Origin of the sequence: Pseudomonas sp. DNDY-54, from assembly GCF_019880365.1 — a bacterium.
Classification (GTDB): domain Bacteria; phylum Pseudomonadota; class Gammaproteobacteria; order Pseudomonadales; family Pseudomonadaceae; genus Stutzerimonas; species Stutzerimonas stutzeri_P.
On record NZ_CP082271.1, the window covers coordinates 4343266 to 4363453 of the forward strand.

The window sequence follows — 20188 nt, forward strand, 5'->3', positions numbered from 1 at the left end:
AAACTGAGCGGCGAGGTTATTCTGTCCCAAGCCGCGCCTTTCGTGGCGCGCGGGACCTCACTCACTTTGAAACAACAGACCTTCGATTCGATCATGTTCTTCCGGTGTTGGCAGGGCAGATGAGTCAACATTGCCAATACTATTTGGCTGACCATTTTCTGGTGGGCCAACTTCAGGGTGGTAGGCGCCATCTGCGTCGAAAGCAACCCAGCCGTACAATTCTCGGATGACTTCGGAAGGATGGCCATCTTCCATTGCCACATACCAGTCCGCCAATCGGAAACGCTTACCGGCAAGCTTAGAAGTAGCCATTTCGGCTCGAACCAGCGCCAGATATAGCGGGTGCGGCAGTTCCTCTACGGCGCCGGTTTCGTCGAGCAAGAACGTGAACGAGGCGTGCGACCGTTGCTCTGTAGAACCGGCTCGCTCCTCTTCCTCGCCTAAGGTAAAAACGGGAGCAAAACCGCCCCCCTCTGTTCTGAAGTTGGTCGTCTGGCCTTGGTAGACCCTGGCAGCGTTCCACTGCACCTCGCCAGCATAAGCGTAAGCGCGCAGATCAAACTTCATCGATCGTACCTGAGGGTCGGCGACGATTCTACGCTCGCCAGGAGCTACAAGGGACTGGGCCACGTAGTTTCCGCCAACGATTTCTTCCCAAACGCGCTTGGTGAGCTTGTCTCCTCGGTATGCACCGCGACTACCATACCCGCTGACAGGCTTGAAAAAGAGGCTACGGCGGTTTTGCCACAGGTGCTCTGCATTACCATGCCCGACAGGAACGGTAAGCGGGACGTATTGGGCCAATACGGTTCGGATTTGCTGATCAACGCCAATCTCTTCCAAAAAACGTGCGTTGGTTAGGTCAACCAACCTGCGTTTGTCGGCGTAAAGGGCATAGGCCTGAGGGTGTGGCGTTACCGTCACGACATCAGCCAAATAAGCGCTGCGCAGCGCGCTGCAATTGTCGCCTTCCAGATAGAAATCGGTGAGTCGGTTGTAGACGAGATCCACAGGCTTTCCGTCGACCAAGAGGGACTCGTTGTGAAAGGCCAGATCGGCTGGGTCTGCGATTAGGCAGTCGATTCCTGCTGACTCGAATAACCGCTGAAAAAGAAGGAACTCCGGATACAGATATTGGGCTTGTGGGCTTTCATCCAAGATCACCACGCGCGTGAGCGGACGTTGCTCGCCGCTCGTAGACCATTCCTGGGCGAACATATCCAGAATCGAACGCTCGAAGCCGCCGGGTCCATCCTGACCTGGCGAAAGCCCGACTACGCCGCTGCAACAACTACGCTGCGCGCGGGCGAGCAATACGTTTAGCATCGCTCCGCCCGCATTTGTGTTTATTTCGATGAGCCCAAGCTTGTCATCATCCAGATGGAAGTCGTAGCCAAAGAAGACGCCGCGCGCACCCCGAGGATCATGTCGTGCAATAGGAGGTGCAGAATCCAGAGCATGCTCACGCCAACCGGGCGAACTCACGGTCTGCTCGATGGCCTGAATAACCTCATTAACCTGGCGCAGCCGCAAGGATGAAACAAAGACCGGTCGTGCTGCAAACACATGGGGGCAACGTGACTTCAATAGCTCCGACAGCTCTGAATTCCCAAGCTGTTCGGTCAATGAGTTTACGAGCGCAGCTTGATCTAGGCTTACGCAGAAGCACGCTTCGTTGAGCGCTGCGGCTGTCGAACCGCATTTTCTTGATGAGGACGCTTGCACGTGAAACCTCCAGAACCAAATATACAGGTACGAAAGCCTTGGCCTCCTCCGGTTCAGCCGGGCATTTGTATAAGCGTAGATCAGCGTCGTTGCCAGCACTTTGCCATTAACTAGACATCAGCCTTGGAAGCGTCATTGTGAAAGTCGTGTGCCCCTCAGCTGATTCGCAAGCGATGCGCCCCTTGTGGGCCTCAACAATCGACCGTGTGATAGCCATGCCGAGGCCCGCATTAAGGGTAGTACCTTCGCGCCTTGCGGTATCCACCCTGTAAAATCTGTCGAATATTCGAGTGTGAAGCTCGGCTGGAATAGTAATGCCGCGGTTGGTTATAGCTGTCGAAACCGAGTTACCACTCTCGCTTATTTCAACCCTGATAATGCTGCCTTCCTCTGCATACCGAACTGCGTTCGAGACTATGTTTGAGATGGCCCGTCTTAGCATTGATTTATCGCCATGTACCGACCCATCGCCTGAAAGCGCGATTTCGACCTTCTTGTCCTCGGCTGCGAGCTCGTAATATTCGATAACACTCGTGGTCATCTCAGCCATGCTGGCCCCTTCGGCACTGGGCGTAATCTTCCCATTGTCCGCTTTGGCGAGGAACAGCATGTCATCGACCATCTTTGACATGCGCCTAAGTTCTTCGAGGGCGGAATACAAGATATCCTTGTAGTCGGTATTTTCGCGGTCGCGCAAGAGCGCGACCTCCATTTGGGTCAGCATGCTGTTCAGCGGCGTTCTTAGCTCATGCGCGATGTCCGCTGAGAAACCTGACAACCTGAGGAATGAGTCATCCAAGCGCGAGAGCATTTCATTGAAGTTGTCTACGAGTTTATGAAGCTCGCCTGGCACTGACTCGGTTGGAATTCTGGTATCCAAACAATTGGCAGTTACTGTAGAGGAAGTCTTAGAGAGTTCATCGATCGGTTTTAAACCCTTCCTGATCAGAACCACACCTAAAGCGCCACTCAAAAGTGCACTGACCACCAGCGTATAAGCGAACCATTGCTGAATCATTTCGAAGAAGTGGACTCGATGCGTTACATCCAAAGCCAGATAGATGACTGTGTCTTGCCCTTCGACCCACTGGTTTACTTTTCTGGTAATGCCACTGTACTGATGCCCAGCGAAATTTACTGTCCAACGTTCCTCTTGGATGTCCGTGACAAGTGGTAGCAAGCTCTCAGAGAGATTGTGATGTGAGTAGACTGTCTTGCCGTCTACTACAACTGCAGTTGCGAAGCCAAAGGAGTGCTCAATAACGGCATCGATCCTTGAAGCGGTCTCAGGCCCAAATGCTGAGCTGTTGAGCAGCGTACGCTCTACTGCAGCGGCCTTTTCATTAAGCACTTGTGCATCTTTGCGTTCGAAATGGAGCTGACAAAAATAATTAAAGCTGATTGCGGCCGCCAGCAGCACAACCGTAACCACGAGCATGAAAGCTATCGCCATTCTGCTCGTCAGTGACACTTTTCCCATCAGTACGGTCCTGGTTAGGCCATCAAGCACAAAAAAGCAGGTGGGGCACCCCCCACCTGCTTCGATCATTGTTACTCACACCCTCATATCCTATGCTGCGTCTGGATTTTCGCCATTTTGCGAGTGGTCGGCTTTGGCGGCCCCCATCATCTCACGACACTCTTTCATCATTCCACGCATGTCACCCATCATTTCCATATGCTTGTCGCCGCTCATCATGCCGGTTTCTGAATGGCTTTGGTCCGATTTATCTACCGCTGCGAAACTCAGTCCGCTCGCCAGGGTGATTGCGATTGCTGTAACGGTGATGGCCTTTCGCATGTTAAATCTCAAAGTTCAGTGGGTTATTCGCTTTTGCTTGATAAGGTGTTTTCGCCAACGTTGGGCTCCTCGGGCTTGTCGCATTTACCGCTAGACATATGCTTCATGCATACGACCATCATCAACAAGCAGGGCAAGAGAAAGAGCAGGCTTGGCAGCGTTGTTGCCAACGCCGCAGTGCTTTGGTTCAGTAGCATGTAGCCAACCACAGCTGCGGTTAACCCCGTTACGACCGGATTGCGCTGCAGTACGCTTTTAATCTTGGATATTATGCCCCTCATCTAACTATCCCTCGGATATTAAGCTTGGCAGATTAGCCATTGTTCACGCCAACTGGGGTGCTCAGAAACTCTACCGTATGGATCTTCCCGTCAGGGGTCTTGACCGTCATCTCATACGTCTGGACTTGGGCGCTTGTTCTATAGTTTTGAATCATTCGAGTCGTGCCGGTCGCGCCAGCAGGTGCGATGCTCAGCACTTGGCCTTCTTTTACAAGCTCCTTAAGGGTGGGCTTTGCTCCTGCCGAGTCATTTAAGCGATTCAGCGTACGTTCGCTTCCGCCTTCGGCCATTGCAAGCGAGGAAGCAACGGTCAGAATAAAAGGAACGATTACTTTGGTTATGCGGTTCATGGTTTGCACCTCTTGGTTAGTTGATGCCTGTAGATTAAAGGCTTGCTACTTACAAGAAGCTGTTGCCAAGGTTACAAAGCTGTAATCCCTCATTTTCGTGTTGGTACGACCGCCGCGCCTGCGGCAGTCGTTTTCAACTTCTACTGCTTTTCGATGCGGGTAATGGTGGAATCCATGCCCTTCGAGGAGAACTCGAATTCGACCTGGTCCCCTTCTTTCAACTTTTGGAGCTGATCAGGCTTCGCTTTGAAGCCCATCGTCATAGAAGGCCAACCCAGCGCTTCGACCGGGCCGTGTGCAATGGTCACGGTGCCGCTCTCGGTGTTCACTTCCTTGACCGTGCCGATGGCTGTAGCGGTCTGTCCCGCCGACTTCTGGTCCATTGGCATGTTCATGCCTTTGTGATCCATCGGCATGCCGTCCATTGGCTCCTTGTCGGCGGCATAGGCGACTGGCACCAGGAAGAGTGAGGCAAGGGTGATGTGCTTAATGTTCATGGATGTTCTCCAGTGGGGTTGGTTGCTTGCTGGGTGGTAACTCGCAATTGCCGGCGGCGCATCAGCAGGTAAGCTGCCGGCAGAACGAACAGGGAGAGCAAAGGGGCGGTGATCATCCCGCCCACCATGGGCGCGGCGATGCGGCTCATGATTTCGCTGCCGGTTCCGCTACCCCAGAGGATGGGCAGCAGACCGGCGATAATCACTGCTACGGTCATGGCCTTGGGGCGCACCCGCTGCACAGCGCCTTCGCGGATTGCGTCGAGCAGTACGCCTTCGCCATGGGCTCCAGCGTTAACCCGATCTGTCCATGCGTTCTTCAAATACAGCAGCATAATGACGCCGAACTCAGCAGAAACGCCTGCCAGTGCGATGAAACCGATTCCTGTCGCTACGGATAGGTTGTACCCGAGCAAATAGAGGAACCAGACGCCACCGGTTAGGGCGAATGGCAGCGTGGCCATGATCAGCAACGCCTCCCCAAAGCGCCCAAACGTGAGGTAGAGCAAGACAAAAATGATGAGCAAGGTAGCCGGCACGACGAGCTTCAGCTTCGCGTTAGCTCGCTCCATGAATTCGAATTGGCCGGAATAGCTGATGCTCATGCCGGATTCGAGCTGGACCCCTTTGCTGATCTTTTCCCTCAGATCGCCCACCACAGCCGCCATGTCGCGGCCACGAACATCGACGTAAACCCAGCCCGACAGCCTTGCGTTTTCGCTTTTAAGCATTGGCGGCCCGTCGGTCACCTGTACTTTGGCCACGGTCCCCAACGTGATCTGGCTGCCTTGCGGCGTGTAGATCGGTAGGTTGCGCAGATCGGATATCGAGTCGCGCCACTCGCGGCCATAGCGGAGGTTGATCGGATACCTGGCGAGCCCTTCCACGGTTTCACCAATGGTTTGACCACCGATGGCACCGGCCACGATCGATTGCACGTCCGCGATATTCAGGCCGTAGCGTGCGGCGGCGACACGATCGATATCCACATCGATATACCTGCCGCCGGTCAGTCTCTCAGCAAGCGCCGAACTGACCCCAGGCACCGTTTTGGCGATTTTTTCCACTGCCTGGGTGGCTTTGTCGATCTGTGCCAAGTCAGTGCCATACACTTTCACCCCGATCGGGCTCTTGATACCCGTCGCCAGCATATCGATACGGTTTCGAATCGGCGGGATCCACAGATTGGCCAATCCAGGTACCTGTACGGTGCGATCCAACTCCTCAACCAGCTTGTCAGGCGTCATCCCAGGGCGCCATTGATCCTTCGGCTTGAACTGAATGGTCGTCTCGAACATTTCCAGCGGGGCGGGATCGGTAGCGGTGTCGGCTCGACCAGCCTTACCGAACACGTGTGCAACTTCTGGAACCGTTTTTATGAGCCGGTCCGTCTGCTGCAGTAGCTCAGAAGCCTTCTGAGCGGAGAGGCCTGGAAGCGCAGTGGGCATATAAAGGAGGTCACCTTCATCCAGCGGGGGCAAGAACTCCCCACCAAGGCGAGAGGCCGGCCACAAGCCTGTCAGGAAGACCAGAACAGCCACCAGCAGAGTCATCTTGGGCCAGCGCAGTACCGCGTCCAGGGCCGGCTTGTAGATCCAGATGAGGCCACGGTTGAGTGGATTACGGTGTTCGTCAGGGATTTTGCCCCTGATCCAATACCCCATGAGCACCGGAACCAGCGTGACAGACAGGCCCGCGGCGGCTGCCATTGCATAGGTTTTGGTGAACGCCAGTGGACCGAACAGCCGGCCTTCCTGCGCCTCCAGGGTGAACACTGGAATGAACGACAGCGTGATGATCAGCAGGCTGAAGAACAATGCCGGCCCCACTTCAACAGCCGCGTCAGTAATGACCTTCCAGTGCTCCTGGCCCTTCAAGGTGGAGTCAGGATGCCGCTTGTGCCAGGCCTCAATGTGCTTGTGGGCGTTTTCGATCATGACGATTGCTGCATCGACCATCGCTCCGATGGCGATCGCGATGCCACCCAACGACATGATGTTGGCGTTGATGCCTTGCCGCTGCATGATCACAAAAGCAATCAGGATGCCGATCGGCAACGACACGATGGCGACCAACGACGAGCGCAGATGCCACAGAAAAATCGCGCAAACCAACGCAACGACAATGAACTCCTCGATGAGCTTGTGCGTGAGGTTTTCAACGGCACTGTCGATCAGCTTGCTACGGTCGTACGTCGTGACGATTTCGACGCCTTGGGGCAGGCTCGCTTTCAGCTCATCCAGTTTGGTCTGAACGGCAGCGATGGTTTCCCGAGCGTTCTTGCCGCTCCGCAGGATCACCACGCCGCCGACTACCTCACCTTCACCGTCAAGCTCGCTGATGCCCCGGCGCATTTCCGGGCCGAGCTGGATATGCGCAACGTCCCCTAGCGTCACTGGCACGCCGCCGTCGAGACGCAAAGGAATGGCTCGAAAGTCTTTGAGTGTCTTGAGATACCCGGTCGCACGGACCATGAACTCGGTTTCTGCGAGTTCCAGAACACTCCCGCCGGTTTCACGGTTGGCTTCATCGATCGCCTTTGCAATCTGCTGCTGCGTCACGCCCCTGCTTGCCATGCGCACGGGATCCAGTACGACCTGATACTGCTTGACCATCCCGCCTATGGGCGCGACTTCCGCCACGTTGGGCAGTGTCTTGAGCTCATAGCGCAGGAACCAATCTTGCAAAGAGCGCAGCTGCGAGAGGTCATGTTTGCCCGTTCGGTCTACCAAAGCATATTGGTAGATCCAGCCGACACCTGTGGCGTCAGGGCCCAAAGCGGGTTTGGCGGCGGCGGGAAGCCGACTCTGCACCTGACTCAGGTACTCCAGCACCCGAGAACGGGCCCAATAGAGGTCGGTGCCGTCCTCAAACAGGACGTACACGTAGCTATCCCCGAAGAAGGAGTAGCCGCGGACCGTCTTTGCGCCGGGGACAGACAGCATGGTCGTCGTCAGTGGGTAGGTGACCTGATTCTCAACGATCTGGGGCGCCTGCCCGGGGTATGGCGTGCGGATGATGACCTGAACGTCGGAAAGGTCTGGCAATGCATCAACAGCGGTGTTTTTGACCGACCAGACACCCCAAGCCACCGCGAACACAGTAGCCAGCAGGATCAGAAAGCGGTTGGCCACTGACCACCGAATTATGGCTGCGATCATGGCTGGCCCCCCAGCTTCTCGATGTGCTCAATGACCAGGCCCTCTTCGCTTTCACGCGCGCCGACACGAACGCGATCGCCGGTCTGCAAACTTGTTAGGAGCGATTGATCGGCAACCGGAAAGGACATGGTCATGCCGGGCATGTTCAGCGTCTTGAACGGCCCATGCGAGAGGCCAACCATGCCATCTTCCAGGCTGACGATCGTACCTTCAGCCTCGTGCAGCGCAGGTTCTGTAGAAGTTGCAGGCTTCTCCAAGCCCTGAGCGGTCAGCCCGCGTAGGCTCGCCTCTGAATCGAGGAGAAACTGACCGGACGCCACGACCTTCTGACCGGCTTCCAGCCCTTCAAGCACCTCTGTCTGGTCATTGAACTCTCGGCCGATGCGGACCTCAACGGGGCGGTAACGGCCTTCATTCTCAGCCAACATCACCAATGCTCGCCGGCCGGTGCGAATGACCGCCTCGGATGGGATGACCAAGACATCTTCAACGTTGCGACTCAACGTCACCTCGGCCGTCATGCCGGGGCGAAGCCGCTGCTGCGGGTTAGGTAGTTCGACCCGGACACGCACAGTGCGGCTATTCAGGTTGGCTTGCGATAGTACGGCCTGGATCGTGCCTTCCAGAGATTCACCTGCAAAGGCGGGGAGGCGCGCGGTGACTGAGTGCCCTGGCGCCAGATTGGTGATCTGCGCCTCAGGCACAGCTATCTCTAGCCATACCGTCTCCAGTCCATTGACGCGTGCGAGAGATGCGCCGGCGGGTACGGTCATGCCCTCGCGAACGTCGAGGCTGTTCAGCACGCCGCCGATTGGGCTCGTTACGGTCCAAACGGGGCGCGCTTTACCGGTTCGTTCCAGTTGGGCAATGACATCCGACGGCATGCCGGCGAGGCGTAACCGCTGTCGGGCCGCTGCGAGCAGTTGGGGTTGGCCGACCCCTTTGAGCGCCAGGTACTCTTCCTGTGCGGCAGCCCATTCGGGAACCAAAAGATCGGCTAACGGCGCGCCTTTTTCGATGACATCCTCCGGTGCTCGGTCGTAAACGCGCTCGACAAAGCCACCGGCACGCGCCTGCACAACCGCCACGTCTCGCTCGTCAAACATCAACGCGCCTGTCGCTTCGAGCGACTGGCTGATCGATTCACGCGTTACGGTTGCCAAGCGCACGCCGAGATTCTGCGTCACGCTCGGGTCGATACTGATCGATGCCCCGTCGCTTCCCTCATCTGCATAGCGTGGAATCAATTCCATATCCATGAATGGCGACTTGCCCGGCTTATCGAACTTTTGCTGGGGTACCATAGGGTCATACCAATAGAGCACTTCCTTGTCTTCTTCTGCAGGCGATTGTCCGAAGGCTGCGGTAGGCAGACCGATTAGCGCTGCAGCGCTAATCATCAGAGGCAGACTGAAGGCGAGTACCAGCCGCTTGTGTTGGAATGTCATGGTCGGGTATCTCCAAAGGCGAAATGCAGGCGGGCATTGCTCAACGATCGATCGCGGGCGACGTCAATACGCCGTAGCCGGGTCTCCACAAGCTGTCGTCGCGCTTCGATCACAGCGGTCAGCTCACCGCTTCCGGAGCGGTAATCGGCCATGGCAAGGCGGACCTTCTCTTCAGCGAGGGGTAGTAAGGTTTTGTCGAGGCGGATGAGTGCGCGGTCCAGACGCTGATACTCAGCGAGGTCAGTACTCAGCTCTTGGTTGTACAGGCGCAAGGTCGCTTGGCGCTGAGCCTCGATCTGGGCAAGGCGAGCTCGTTCGGCCGCGATCTTCGGATCCTGCCGAGAGCTGGTAAACAGCGGCAGGTCGAAGCTGACGCTGAGGTTCACCATGTCGCCGTACTCACGGCCACGTCGCAGGTAGTCGACCCCCCAACTCCAATCCGGTGTTTTCTCTGCGATGGCCTGGTGAACCTTTGCCTCCGCTTCACGAGTCATCGGGTCGAAGGCGAGTAACGCCGGGTGCCGGTTCAGGTTGTGCTGATAGTTATCAACGGCGGCAAGCCATTGCGGCCAGTCACCTGTAAGCGGCTGGCCTGCTAGCTCGCCTATCCAGCGCCGGAGGCCGGCCCGCGCAACAGCCTGGTTACGCAGCAGCTCATCCTCTTGTTCAGCCAGCAATGCTGCCTCTTGCCTCGGAAGTACGCTGTCTGCGGTTTGTCCGCTGCCGCCAGCAATGCGGGCCTGAACAGCCCGCGAAAGGAGCTGATTCTCGCTGTAAAGCTGCTTGAAAAGGCTTAGCTTCTGCTCGACCGCGAAGCTAGCGATCCATGCCTCGGCGGTTGCTTGGCGCACACCGAGACGTTCAACCGTTTGCTGGGCGTTTGCGAGCGCAACACTAGCCTGCGCGGCCTCGACACGAGCGCGCCTTTTCGCTCGGTTTGGCACATCTTGCATGACCCCAACCATTTGCATGGTCATGGCCTCTTGCTCCAACTGCCAGCGAGCGTCACCTTCGATGGGCACGCTTTGCAGTCCAAGCTTAAGTTTAGGGTCAGGAAGCTCGCCGGCAGGGATTGCAGCGCTGCGTGCGGCCACCAGGTTGGCGGCTTGCGCATGCAGCGAAGGCGCGTCTTGCTCGGCCACGCTCAGAGCTTGTTCTAAGGTCAAAGCGGACGCTAACCCTGGAAACGAGAGCGCGCCCATGATCAAGGCGGCCACGTACGGCGGCGCCCAATAAATACGGGGTTTCATTTGCGAAGGATTCCTGATCTTTCATGCGAGCCAAAGGCGCGCGGTAGCCGGCCCGAATGCTCACTCGGGCGGTTCCTATAATTTGATCGGAATTAGACGCGGGGTGGATGCCAGACGGCGTCTAAAAGGCTAGAGGGGATCAGGCCGTTATAGGGAGTGGTCACGGGTTTAGCAGCAGGCATCAGCTGGGCTTTTATTGAGACAAGCTGAAGGATACTTGCAGTTTTGCATTCTTGGCCCGTCTTGCAGACGGTCGCCGTTCCATGCTCATTCGCTTCACAGCACTCGTGTTCAGCACCGTCATCGGCGCCAACCATCGAAGCGTGGTCGGTCGTCATGGCGCCCACACCTTCCATATCGGACATCACGTGATGCCCGGACGATCCAACCGGCATGAGCATTTCCGCTATCCCATTGATCGGAAGCGCAAGCACTAGCAGCAGGATAAGGAAGGAGCGCATGTAGGACTTCATATTTCCAGCTTACGGGGCAATTCATGAGCAATCAATGAGGCTTCGGTCGCTTCGCAACCGAAGCCTAAGCCTAAGCCTAAGCCGACAGGCTTCAAACTACACGCGTTTGACGGAGCCGGAGTGCGTTGAACACAACCGATGCTGAGCTGAGGCTCATGGCCAGGGCAGCAATCATCGGAGACAGCAACAGTCCGAAGAACGGATAGAGCAGACCTGCGGCAATCGGGATGCTCAACCCGTTGTACATAAAGGCAAACAGAAGGTTCTGACGCATATTGCGAACCGTCGCCACCGAAAGCGTGCGCGCGCGCAGTATCCCCATCAGGTCACCTTTAACGAGCGTAACTTGGGCGCTGTTCATGGCGACGTCAGTGCCCGTGCCCATCGCTATGCCGACATCAGCCCTGGCGAGCGCCGGCGCATCATTTATTCCGTCGCCTGCCATGGCGACTACTTTACCTAGGGCTTGTAGCTTAACCACCAGCGCCTCCTTGTCCTGCGGCTTCACTTCGCCATGCACCTCATCGATCGATAGCTCACGAGCCACCGCGCGGGCAGTGGTAAGCCCGTCGCCGGTGGCCATGATGACTTGCACGCCCTCCGCTTGGAGCCGCGCTACAGCTTCCTTGGAAGTCGGTTTGATTGGGTCCGATACGGCCAGCAAGCCGGCAAGTGCCCCATCAACAGCCAGGTACACAATGCTGGTACCGCTCTCGCGCATTTTTTCTGCCTGATCTCTCAACGGCTCGACGCTCACACCCGTATCTTCCATAAGCGCGGTGTTGCCTAGTTGTAGCTGCTTGCCTTCCACCAGACCACGGACTCCGATACCTGACCCTGACTCGAAGGTCTCTGGCTTCGCCAGCTGGATACCTTCGCTTCTGGCATGGTCTACGATCGCGTGGGCTAGGGGATGCTCACTACCTTGATCCAAGCTGGCAGACAAACGGATGACTTCCTGCGAGTCAAACGGCGTGACGCCTATGGCCCGATCGAAGACAGGTCGGCCCTCGGTCAAGGTTCCTGTTTTATCGACAATCAGCGTGTCTACCTTACGGACGTTCTCGATGGCGCCTGCGTCTCTGAAAAGCACTCCGCTTCCAGCCGCTTTGCCTGTGGCAACCATGATCGACATAGGCGTTGCAAGGCCAAGTGCGCAAGGGCAAGCAATGATCAGAACCGCAACTGCATTGATCAGGCCGAATACCCAGCCCTGCTCGGGTCCAAACAGGCCCCATGCAAAGAATGTCAGCAAGGCGATACCAATGACCGTCAGCACGAAATAACCCGCAACCGTGTCCGCCATTCGCTGCATGGGTGCTTTGGAGCGTTGCGCATTCGCAACCATCTGGACGATTTGTGAAAGCATAGTCCCGGAGCCAACCCTGGTGGCTCGCATGACAAGCGAGCCGCTCGTGTTCATCGTCGCGCCGATAAGCGAATCGCCTGTCCGCTTCGTCACCGGGACGGGCTCGCCCGTTAGCATGGATTCGTCGACGGCGCTCTCGCCCTCCAATACTTCTCCATCCACCGGTACCTTTTCACCAGGACGAACGCGCAGATGGTCACCCTCGTGAACATGTGTAAGCGGAATGTCCTCCTCGGAACCATCCTTGGCGATACGGCGAGCTGTTTTGGGCGATAGGCCAAGCAAGGACTTGATTGCCGAGGACGTCTGGGAGCGGGCCTTCAATTCGAGCAGCTGCCCTAAAAGCGTCAGGGAAATGATGACCGCGGCGGCTTCGTAATAAACGCCTATCCGGCCGCCCACAGTGAATGACTCTGGAAATATGCTCGGTAAGACGGTTGCTACGATGCTGTAAATATACGCAGCCCCTGTGCCAAGCCCGATCAACGTCCACATGTTTGGGCTGCGATGCTTAACTGATGCGAAACCGCGCACGAAAAATGGCCAACCTGCCCACAAGACAACCGGGGTCGTAAGGGCTAGTTCAACCCAGTTCTGGCTAGCGCCGTGAAACAGCGGTATCGCATGTCCCGCCATTGCCAACAGGGTTACTGCTACGGTCAGGGGCAGAGACCACCAGAATCGCTTCGAGAAGTCCTTGAGTTCGGGATTCTCCTCCTCGTCGAGTTCAGGGATCAGAGGTTCCAATGACATCCCGCAGATAGGGCAATCACCTGGACCCATTTGGCGGATCTCAGGGTGCATCGGGCAGGTGTACTCGGTCGTTGCATCACCGGCGGACGCCTTCTGTGCGGGCGGCGTGGATGCCTGAGGCGATGACCCATGAGCCTGCTGTGCAGCAAGATATCTAGCAGGATCAGAACGGAACTTGGTCCGGCACCCCTGGCTGCAGAAGCGGTAAGTGGTTCCTTGGTAATCCTGCTCATGCTCGCTGTTCTCTTTCACCTTCATCCCGCAGACCGGGTCTGTGAGCGGTGCTGATCCTTTCGTTTGGTCAGGCTGATGGTGGCAATGCGAGGAGGTCATGCGGGCTCCTTATGGATTGGTTAGCAACGAACAGCCTACTGCGGGGACGTTTGTGGTTTTTCCGATGCTTACAGCGTCCGACAACCAATATATGCAAAGCGTCCTGACCAAAGGCTGAAGTAACCATTACATTTCTGTCAGGTTCTCCGGTATGTCAGGTCGTACGAATGCTGAAGCGAGCTGCTGAAAAAAGTAGCTCGCGCGAATACCGCTTGCTGGCCTAGCCTATGCCTCCCTTATCCGAAGCCCGGCCGCTTTCTTTTAATGAATACCGAACCGTGCAAAGCCTAAGCGCAGGTGCTCTGTTTTGATAGAAGCCGTAATTTTTGATGTCTATGGCACACTCCTGCAAATCAGTGAACGACGGCGGCCATTTCGCAAGCTCTTAAAACAGGTACGCAGCCAAGGTCGTCAACCTAGGGCCGATGATGCCAGGACATTGATGACACGAAACTTGGGGCTGGCCGGCGCCGCCGACCTGTTTGGTACACAACTAGGTAACGATGAGCTTGCTATTTTGGAGCTTGATCTCTACGCGGAACTGGCCAGCGTGCGTCCCTATGATGATGCCCTGCGGGCACTGGAAAGCCTTAAGAGAGCGGGGCTGAAAGTGGCGCTGTGCTCCAACTTGGCTACCCCCTATGCCATACCTGCCAAGTTGCTACTGCCTGAGTTTGACGCCTATGCCTGGAGCTTCGAGGTGGGCGCGATCAAACCGGAGCCAGCGATCTACGAACATCTGCTAAAGCGGTTGGGTTGCAAAGCGTCTTCCATTGCAATGATCGGCGATACATTGGAGGCCGATGTGTTCGGTCCCGAAAGGCTGGGAATGCATGGCTTCCACCTCCAGCGCGATGCCATCCGTGGTCCTGACCGATTAGCTAGCCTGATCGAATTTGCAGACCACATTTTGGGCACGGGGACTGTCACTAGAACGTAGCACTAGCGCACATCGAGGTCGCCTCCAGCTATCGGCCTTCAGTTCAAGCACTCACAACTCGCTTGTAGTGCTTTTCCTGACGATGGCGCTCCCAAAGTCCGTTCGCGCATTGGCCGCAGCGGTTGTGATCACTCAGGCATTCGTAGAGCTGATTGGTTAAGCGGGGCTACCACCAACAGCGTGAAGGAAAGCCGATCAGTGCGGCTTCGTCTCGCTGATGGACTTTGCAGCCCACGTTCTACAATACCCACCATCCGCTAACGGCTAAAGCTGCGTCGCCAGTTTTAGCTGACGCCGCTAGACCCGGATGGCTTAGAGGCATGACGACGCCTTTTTCTGTAACGGGAGCTTCTTTAGCTCTTGAGCGCCAGAATACGCCGAGCGCCGTTTAGAACGATGAATCCCACAACGGTACCGATAATCAGGTCTGGGTAGTTTGACCCAGTCCAAGCGACGAGCGCTCCGGCGACTATAACCCCCATGTTGATGACCACATCATTGGCGGAGAATATCCAGCTCGCTTTCATGTGAGCACCACCTTCCCGGTGTTTGGAAATAAGCAGCAGACAGCCCGTATTGGCGAGCAATGCCAGGAACGCAACGGCGATCATTATCAGCGACTCGGGCTCACTACCGAATACAAAGCGCCTAATCACCTCTACGAGCACGCCGAGTGCCAAAATTAGCTGGAGAACACCAGCAAGGTGTGCAGCACGCACCTGCAGACTGACGCTACGTCCAACTGCATAAAGGGCTAGGCCGTACACTGCCGCGTCAGCGAACATATCGAGCGAATCGGCAATCAGGCCCGTGGACCTGGCGATCAGGCCAGCGGTCATCTCTACCACGAACATGAAGGCGTTGATGCCTAACAGTAAACGCAGGGAGCGGGATTCCTGTGTAGAGTCCGCCGAATTCTCGGCGGCTTTGATCATCTCTGGGTCGGCAGCGACGGTTTTCTGAAGAGTGGCGCCTAGCCCTAACGTCGCCAGCTTTGTGGTTATGGGCTCAACGGCACCGCAATGCATGACATCTAACCGACGGTCCGACAAATCAAAAGTCAGCTTCCGAATTCCGTCCAAACCACTCAGGGCCAAGCGGATCATTCGCTCTTCTGATGGACAATCCATTTTTGGCACGGCGTAAACACTGACCCATTGTGCTGTCGTATCGGCAGGGTTTTGCACACCGGCATCGGCGGCTGGTGTCGCATCGCAGCCGCAACGATCGCCATCGGATTTGCTCATGATACGGCTCCACTTGAAATCGAAGATGGGATCATTAAAAACCTTATAGCTACCATAAGGTCAATAACGCAGAGAACCGAAGAGGATTCGCGCGATGCGCATTGGTCAGTTAGCAAGGCTAGTAGGGATTGATACACAGACGATCCGCTTCTATGAGCAGCAGGGATTGTTACCTCCGCCTAATCGTCAGCCGAACGGCTATCGGGTTTACAACGAGAAGCATGGCGAGCGGCTAGCGTTCATCCGACGCTGCCGAATTCTGAATCTTTCACTTCCAGAAATTCATGCACTCCAAAGTTACCAAGATGACCCTGGCCGGCCTTGTGCGGCCGTTAATGCCTTGCTTGATGATCACATTTCTCAAGTCAGGTCTCAGATAGCCGCTTTGCAATCACTGGAACGACAACTCGTTTCGCTGCGGGCAAATTGCAACGATGGGCGGGAAGTTAAGGCTTGTGGAATTCTCGCGGGAATAAGCGAGGACGCATGCGTTAAATGAATGGCGTTCGGCGCGCGGGGCTGAACATCTCGGCCATATGATCCCGGGTCCGCATGCGCATGCGGTAGATTAAGGCCAGCATCAGCGTGTAGCGCTTCGGCAGTAAGCAGTCCTTCAACTCGGCTACGTCCGACGCCGCGGCTTGGGCAGCAAAGTGGCGGATCTTAGTGTCGACAATTCCTTCAAAAATGGAACCCAGATCCCCGAAGCTCTCTAGCTAAGCCAGATGGTCGATCAGTACCTCTAGGTGCTTGCGAGATGGCTTCTTGGGTGACTGCTTCAGCGTATTGAAGTCACTCTGGCGTCGGCCGAAGTCAGTGTCGAGCAGATCCTTTAGCTTGTGGATCACCTCGACTGGCGTTCTGGTTACTACGAGGTTGAATATTGCCTCTTGGGATTCGGCATGAATTCGCTCAGCGAGATCATTTAGAGTCGAGTAATCTAGGCAGATCAGCTCTTCGATTACGGAGTTGATGATGTCGGCGCGCTGGTCAAGCACAAACGACATCGCTTTGGCATGCCGCTCGGCGAGCTCCATGGCATCGGAGCCGTAGAATACCGTCACACCGAGGCGAGCTCGGATCGCGTTCATGTGGCGATATTGCTGGAACCACTTGTATTCCGCGAGTTTCACCTTGCTACGCTGACCTAACTCTCCGCGAATGAAGTCCACCAGTTGACCAGGGACGTCGGTGATATCAGGAAAATATCGGAGCACCTGAAAGGTCTTGAGAAGAACGGCGAGATTGAGGTGAAAGGGGGCCTTGGACTTGCTCCGTACCCACTTAATCTCATCATCTGAGAACGAAAAATCACGCTGCAGTTCAGCTTTTGAATACGCCTTTGGCAGGGTGGGATACGCCGTACGCTCTAATGAAGCCATAGGAACTCCTTTTCTGAGGAGTCAGAAAAGATAGTCCACGATCAGAGGCTGTGCGGTCTATTTGGTAAACTCGTTTGGCATCAACACGTTACGAGCGGAGTGAGTGAATTTTCCCTTTATCTCGGCATGACCCCTCCAGTGGCCTCACCAAATCATCTTGAGCGTCGATTCAATGTCACCGAACCCAACAAGGTCTGGGTTACGGACATCACCTACATCCGCACCTATGAGGGCTGATTATTTTTGGCGGTGGTACTCGATCTGTTTTCGCGGCAGGTAATCGGTTGGTCGATGAAGCAGCAGATGACCAGCGACCTGGCTATCGATGCATTGCTGATGGCGGTTTGGCGGCGTAAGCCAAAGCAGGAGCTGATGATTCACTCAGACCAAGGTAGCCAGTTCAGCAGCGGCGACTGGCAGAGCTTCCTGAAAACCAACAACTTGCTTGGCAGCATGAGTCGACGTGGTAACTGCCATGACAACGTGGTAGCGGAAAGCTTTTTCCAGTTGCTGAAGCGAGAGCGGATCAGGCGAAAGATCTACAGCACCAGGCAAGATGCTCGCGCTGATGTGTTCGACTACATCGAGATGTTCTACAACCCAAAACGCCGGCATGGTTTCAACAACCAGCTGTCGCCGGTAGAGTTTGAAAAACGCTATTTCCAGAGCCTGGAAAGTGTCTAGGAAATCCGGGGCGATTCATGCACCATCATTTGCCTCCCCCTCACGCAAGGATTGGTCTCACCGCTTTCGATCTCTGCTGAGTCTGGGGAAGTTCCAGCAAAGCAATGAAAAGCCTTTTTAGACATACTCGATTGACCACTTCTGGCCGATAGCTGCCGCTCATCCCACCGCGTCGTGTACCGCTGCGACGGCATCTCGCGCCGCATCGCCCACTTAGGGGCTGCAGGGATACGACCGAGTCGCACTGTACCCCTGCCCTCGGGCATTAATCCGGTCGACTACAGCCATCAGCCGATCGGTACCCGGGCGTGTTAACGGGGTAAACCCTAACCCAGCACGACGTGGGCTGGAGCGATGGCTCAGCCTCGACTGCATTCTCGGGGCGCTCGCCAGTTTCCGGTCAGCGCTCAGCTAATTCCGGTCATGTAGTCGACCATTCTTTTCGGCTCTGGCGGGCAGCCGGTGCCCTCGATAGCGCCTGTGGAATACTGCACGAGATGTTCGCAACCCAGCAACGACGTGGGCTGGAGTAGTAGCAAAACCTCAACTGCATTCTCGGGGCGCTCGCCAGTTTCCGGTCAGCGCTCAGCTAATTCCGGTCATGTAGTCGACCATTCTTTTCGGCTCTGGCGGGCAGCCGGTGCCCTCGATAGTGCCTGTGGGAATGCTGCACGAGATGTTCGTAACCCAGCAACGACGTGGCAGGAGTAGTGGCAAAGCCTCAACTGCATTCTCGGGGCGCTCGCCAGTTTCCGGTCAGTGCTCAGCTAATTCCGGTCATGTAGTCGACCATTCTTTTCGGCTCTGGCGGGCAGCCGGTGCCCTCGATAGCGCCTGTGGAATACTGCACGAGGTGTTCGCAACCCAGCAACGACGTGACAGGAGTAGTGGCAAAGCCTCAACTGCATTCTCGGGGCGCTCGCCAGTTTCCGGTCAGCGCTCAGCTAATTCCGGTCATGTAGTCGACCATTCTTTTCGGCTCTGGCGGGCAGCCGGTGCCCTCGATAGCGCCTGTGGAATACTGCACGAGATGTTCGCAACCCAGCAACGACGTGGGCTGGTGTAGTAGCAAAGCCTCAACTGCATTCTCGGGGCGCTCGCCAGTTTCCGGTCAGCGCTCAGCTAATTCCGGTCATGTAGTCGACCATTCTTTTCGGCTCTGGCGGGCAGCCGGTGGCCTCGATAGCGCCTGTGGGAATGCTGCACGAGATGTTCGTAACCCAGCAACGACGTGGGCTGGAGTAGTGGCAAAGCCTCAACTGCATTCTCGGGGCGCTCGCCAGTTTCCGGTCAGCGCTCAGCTAATTCCGGTCATGTAGTCGACCATTCTTTTCGGCTCTGGCGGGCAGCCGGTGCCCTCAACAGCGCTTGTGAGAATGCTGCACGAAAAGACCGTAACCCAGAAATGACACGGGCTGGAGCCATGGCAAAGCCTCAACTGCACTCTCGGGGCGCTCGCCAGTTTCCGGCCAGCACTCATGGAATTCCGGTAGACGCGACTTGGCTCCGTCAAGGTCGTGCGTTGAAATCTTGAGTCAGTGCGTAGTGCTGGCCACGCTCGTTATAGTGAAAGGGGTCATACCCATAGCAAAGCCGAGGTCTAACGTGACTATAAAAAATGAAGATCAAATGGCAGCCACAGATACTCCGCATGCAGGCAAGGTTGGGGATCCACAGGTCCTTGAGGGTGATCTTCAGTAACCACGCCGACTACGGTTACCATTGGGTAAGAAAACCCAATAAAACACCTCCCTTCAATGGCCAAAGCGCTCTGCAGTTAATGCTGTCTGGCCGTACTGCTGAACTGGCCGAGGTGCGCCGCTATCTAGATTCGGTACGAGAACCACCTTTCTAAATAAAGTTGTCGTAACGCATCGAAAGCATCCGGGAATTCCTGGCGGCGCAGCCACGTCTCTTGAGCGCGATTCACAAAAAAAAGCAGCGTTTAACTGAAGGGCGGCACCCTGCTGAATTTCGAAGTCGGGAGCCTTGGGGCAGGCATCGGCTGCAATTTCACTGGTATACGCCGTGCTCGATGCGCTGCAAGTATGCCTCGACAGCCTGCAACCCTACCGGATCAGTGATAATTGCCGATGGCATCTCACCATTGAAGTACCTGCAGGGTCGGCCAAGCCATTCCTCGGCCAGTTTCTGGTTACCAAAGACGCTAATCGCCCGCTCCAGCACTTTGTTGTACTGGCCAGAGCTTAACGGAACCGATTGTTTCCTTACTGAAGGCTTTTTGCGCATCACGACCTCTTTCGAATTGGAGAAACTTCACGAGATCTTTTGAGTTGAAAGCTGCAGCGCTTGTGCCGCCGGAGGATGCAAGGTGCATCCATTCACAATCAATGCGCGCCATCACGATTACGCCCCTTTTAGAGTCCCGGGTTCTAGCCGGGTTCTACCCCGAGAGCACGCGCGCTGATGGGTATGGATTGCAGTTTGCCACTCTTCACGCTAGCTGGGGTTATGGCTCGGCTGAAGAATCTCA

General features: G+C 56.0%; 16 protein-coding genes and 3 pseudogenes. 5 read left to right on the plus strand and 14 right to left on the minus strand.

The genetic code is table 11. The annotated features are described in order from the left end of the window. Positions 1-57 precede the first annotated feature (57 nt). The 10 genes from K4O48_RS20080 to K4O48_RS20130 form a co-directional block, all read right to left on the minus strand. Positions 58-1725 (minus strand): hypothetical protein, encoded by a 1668-nt coding sequence (locus K4O48_RS20080; protein ID WP_041754616.1) that lies wholly within the window; start codon positions 1723-1725, stop codon positions 58-60. A 106-nt stretch (positions 1726-1831) separates the two neighbouring features. Next, a complete protein-coding gene (locus K4O48_RS20085; protein ID WP_222910129.1) occupies positions 1832-3205 on the minus strand; it encodes a heavy metal sensor histidine kinase in 1374 nt (457 codons plus the stop codon). A 90-nt stretch (positions 3206-3295) separates the two neighbouring features. Then, positions 3296-3526, minus strand: coding sequence for a hypothetical protein (locus K4O48_RS20090; protein ID WP_222910130.1), 231 nt, complete (start codon positions 3524-3526; stop codon positions 3296-3298). Positions 3527-3839: 313 nt separating this feature from the next. Beyond that, the gene (locus K4O48_RS20100; RefSeq protein WP_014822244.1) at positions 3840-4157 is read right to left on the minus strand and encodes a co-regulatory protein PtrA N-terminal domain-containing protein; all 318 of its coding nucleotides are present in this window, start codon (positions 4155-4157) and stop codon (positions 3840-3842) included. A gap of 140 nt (positions 4158-4297) precedes the next feature. Next, positions 4298-4654, minus strand: coding sequence for a copper-binding protein (locus tag K4O48_RS20105; RefSeq protein ID WP_014822245.1), 357 nt, complete (start codon positions 4652-4654; stop codon positions 4298-4300). Continuing rightward, complete coding sequence (locus tag K4O48_RS20110) at positions 4651-7815, minus strand: efflux RND transporter permease subunit (RefSeq protein WP_045423040.1); 3165 nt, start codon at positions 7813-7815, stop codon at positions 4651-4653. Before K4O48_RS20110 ends, K4O48_RS20105 begins: the two co-directional genes overlap by 4 nt. Continuing rightward, positions 7812-9263 carry an efflux RND transporter periplasmic adaptor subunit gene (locus tag K4O48_RS20115; protein WP_064481002.1) on the minus strand — a complete coding sequence of 484 codons (1452 nt, stop codon included), beginning with the start codon at positions 9261-9263 and terminating at the stop codon, positions 7812-7814. Before K4O48_RS20115 ends, K4O48_RS20110 begins: the two co-directional genes overlap by 4 nt. Further along, positions 9260-10513, minus strand: a complete 1254-nt coding sequence (locus tag K4O48_RS20120; RefSeq protein ID WP_014822248.1) for a TolC family protein — start codon at positions 10511-10513, stop codon at positions 9260-9262. Before K4O48_RS20120 ends, K4O48_RS20115 begins: the two co-directional genes overlap by 4 nt. Before the next feature lie 92 nt (positions 10514-10605). Further along, positions 10606-10986, minus strand: coding sequence for a hypothetical protein (locus K4O48_RS20125; RefSeq protein WP_014822249.1), 381 nt, complete (start codon positions 10984-10986; stop codon positions 10606-10608). Positions 10987-11077: 91 nt separating this feature from the next. Then, entirely contained in the window at positions 11078-13441 is a 2364-nt protein-coding gene (locus K4O48_RS20130; protein WP_064481001.1) for a heavy metal translocating P-type ATPase, read from the minus strand. Between the two features lie 307 nt (positions 13442-13748). Between K4O48_RS20130 and K4O48_RS20135 the strand changes: the two genes are divergently transcribed. Together K4O48_RS20135 and K4O48_RS20560 are read left to right on the plus strand one after the other, a co-directional pair. Beyond that, positions 13749-14381 carry an HAD family hydrolase gene (locus K4O48_RS20135; protein WP_036998676.1) on the plus strand — a complete coding sequence of 211 codons (633 nt, stop codon included), beginning with the start codon at positions 13749-13751 and terminating at the stop codon, positions 14379-14381. A gap of 34 nt (positions 14382-14415) precedes the next feature. Beyond that, positions 14416-14541, plus strand: a pseudogene (locus K4O48_RS20560) (arsenic resistance protein); the annotation flags it as partial. Between the two features lie 193 nt (positions 14542-14734). Here K4O48_RS20560 and K4O48_RS20140 read toward each other — a convergent pair. Further along, positions 14735-15628, minus strand: coding sequence for a cation transporter (locus K4O48_RS20140; protein ID WP_046163957.1), 894 nt, complete (start codon positions 15626-15628; stop codon positions 14735-14737). A 94-nt stretch (positions 15629-15722) separates the two neighbouring features. Between K4O48_RS20140 and cadR the strand changes: the two genes are divergently transcribed. Beyond that, a complete protein-coding gene (gene cadR, locus K4O48_RS20145; RefSeq protein WP_082082189.1) occupies positions 15723-16127 on the plus strand; it encodes a Cd(II)/Pb(II)-responsive transcriptional regulator in 405 nt (134 codons plus the stop codon). Positions 16128-16149: 22 nt separating this feature from the next. On the opposite strand, the pseudogene K4O48_RS20150 reads toward cadR, so the two are convergent. Beyond that, positions 16150-17010, minus strand: a pseudogene (locus K4O48_RS20150) (DUF4158 domain-containing protein); the annotation flags it as partial. A 129-nt stretch (positions 17011-17139) separates the two neighbouring features. Here K4O48_RS20150 and K4O48_RS20155 point away from each other — a divergent pair. Continuing rightward, a pseudogene (locus K4O48_RS20155) lies at positions 17140-17694 on the plus strand (IS3 family transposase); the annotation flags it as partial. Here the strand turns inward: K4O48_RS20155 and K4O48_RS20795 are convergent. Continuing rightward, positions 17691-17960 (minus strand): DUF4113 domain-containing protein, encoded by a 270-nt coding sequence (locus K4O48_RS20795; protein ID WP_409518913.1) that lies wholly within the window; start codon positions 17958-17960, stop codon positions 17691-17693. The pseudogene K4O48_RS20155 and the gene K4O48_RS20795 overlap by 4 nt on opposite strands. Positions 17961-19345: 1385 nt before the next feature. Here K4O48_RS20795 and K4O48_RS20165 point away from each other — a divergent pair. Then, complete coding sequence (locus K4O48_RS20165; RefSeq protein ID WP_260523752.1) at positions 19346-19549, plus strand: MbcA/ParS/Xre antitoxin family protein; 204 nt, start codon at positions 19346-19348, stop codon at positions 19547-19549. Positions 19550-19707: 158 nt separating this feature from the next. Here the strand turns inward: K4O48_RS20165 and K4O48_RS20170 are convergent, their stop codons facing one another. After that, positions 19708-19944 carry an MbcA/ParS/Xre antitoxin family protein gene (locus K4O48_RS20170; RefSeq protein WP_197446095.1) on the minus strand — a complete coding sequence of 79 codons (237 nt, stop codon included), beginning with the start codon at positions 19942-19944 and terminating at the stop codon, positions 19708-19710. Positions 19945-20188 lie beyond the last annotated feature (244 nt).

Bases quoted from the DNA above. Each gene is read 5' to 3' on its own strand.
- K4O48_RS20105 (WP_014822245.1), bottom strand. From the start codon at position 4,654: ATGAACATTAAGCACATCACCCTTGCCTCACTCTTCCTGGTGCCAGTC.
- K4O48_RS20795 (WP_409518913.1), bottom strand. From the start codon at position 17,960: ATGCCCGAGGGCAGGGGTACAGTGCGACTCGGTCGTATCCCTGCAGCC.
- cadR (WP_082082189.1), top strand. From the start codon at position 15,723: ATGCGCATTGGTCAGTTAGCAAGGCTAGTAGGGATTGATACACAGACG.
- K4O48_RS20165 (WP_260523752.1), top strand. From the start codon at position 19,346: ATGCAGGCAAGGTTGGGGATCCACAGGTCCTTGAGGGTGATCTTCAGT.
- K4O48_RS20170 (WP_197446095.1), bottom strand. From the start codon at position 19,944: ATGCGCAAAAAGCCTTCAGTAAGGAAACAATCGGTTCCGTTAAGCTCT.
- K4O48_RS20120 (WP_014822248.1), bottom strand. From the start codon at position 10,513: ATGAAACCCCGTATTTATTGGGCGCCGCCGTACGTGGCCGCCTTGATC.
- K4O48_RS20125 (WP_014822249.1), bottom strand. From the start codon at position 10,986: ATGAAGTCCTACATGCGCTCCTTCCTTATCCTGCTGCTAGTGCTTGCG.
- K4O48_RS20130 (WP_064481001.1), bottom strand. From the start codon at position 13,441: ATGACCTCCTCGCATTGCCACCATCAGCCTGACCAAACGAAAGGATCA.
- K4O48_RS20100 (WP_014822244.1), bottom strand. From the start codon at position 4,157: ATGAACCGCATAACCAAAGTAATCGTTCCTTTTATTCTGACCGTTGCT.
- K4O48_RS20085 (WP_222910129.1), bottom strand. From the start codon at position 3,205: ATGGGAAAAGTGTCACTGACGAGCAGAATGGCGATAGCTTTCATGCTC.
- K4O48_RS20090 (WP_222910130.1), bottom strand. From the start codon at position 3,526: ATGCGAAAGGCCATCACCGTTACAGCAATCGCAATCACCCTGGCGAGC.
- K4O48_RS20140 (WP_046163957.1), bottom strand. From the start codon at position 15,628: ATGAGCAAATCCGATGGCGATCGTTGCGGCTGCGATGCGACACCAGCC.
- K4O48_RS20110 (WP_045423040.1), bottom strand. From the start codon at position 7,815: ATGATCGCAGCCATAATTCGGTGGTCAGTGGCCAACCGCTTTCTGATC.
- K4O48_RS20115 (WP_064481002.1), bottom strand. From the start codon at position 9,263: ATGACATTCCAACACAAGCGGCTGGTACTCGCCTTCAGTCTGCCTCTG.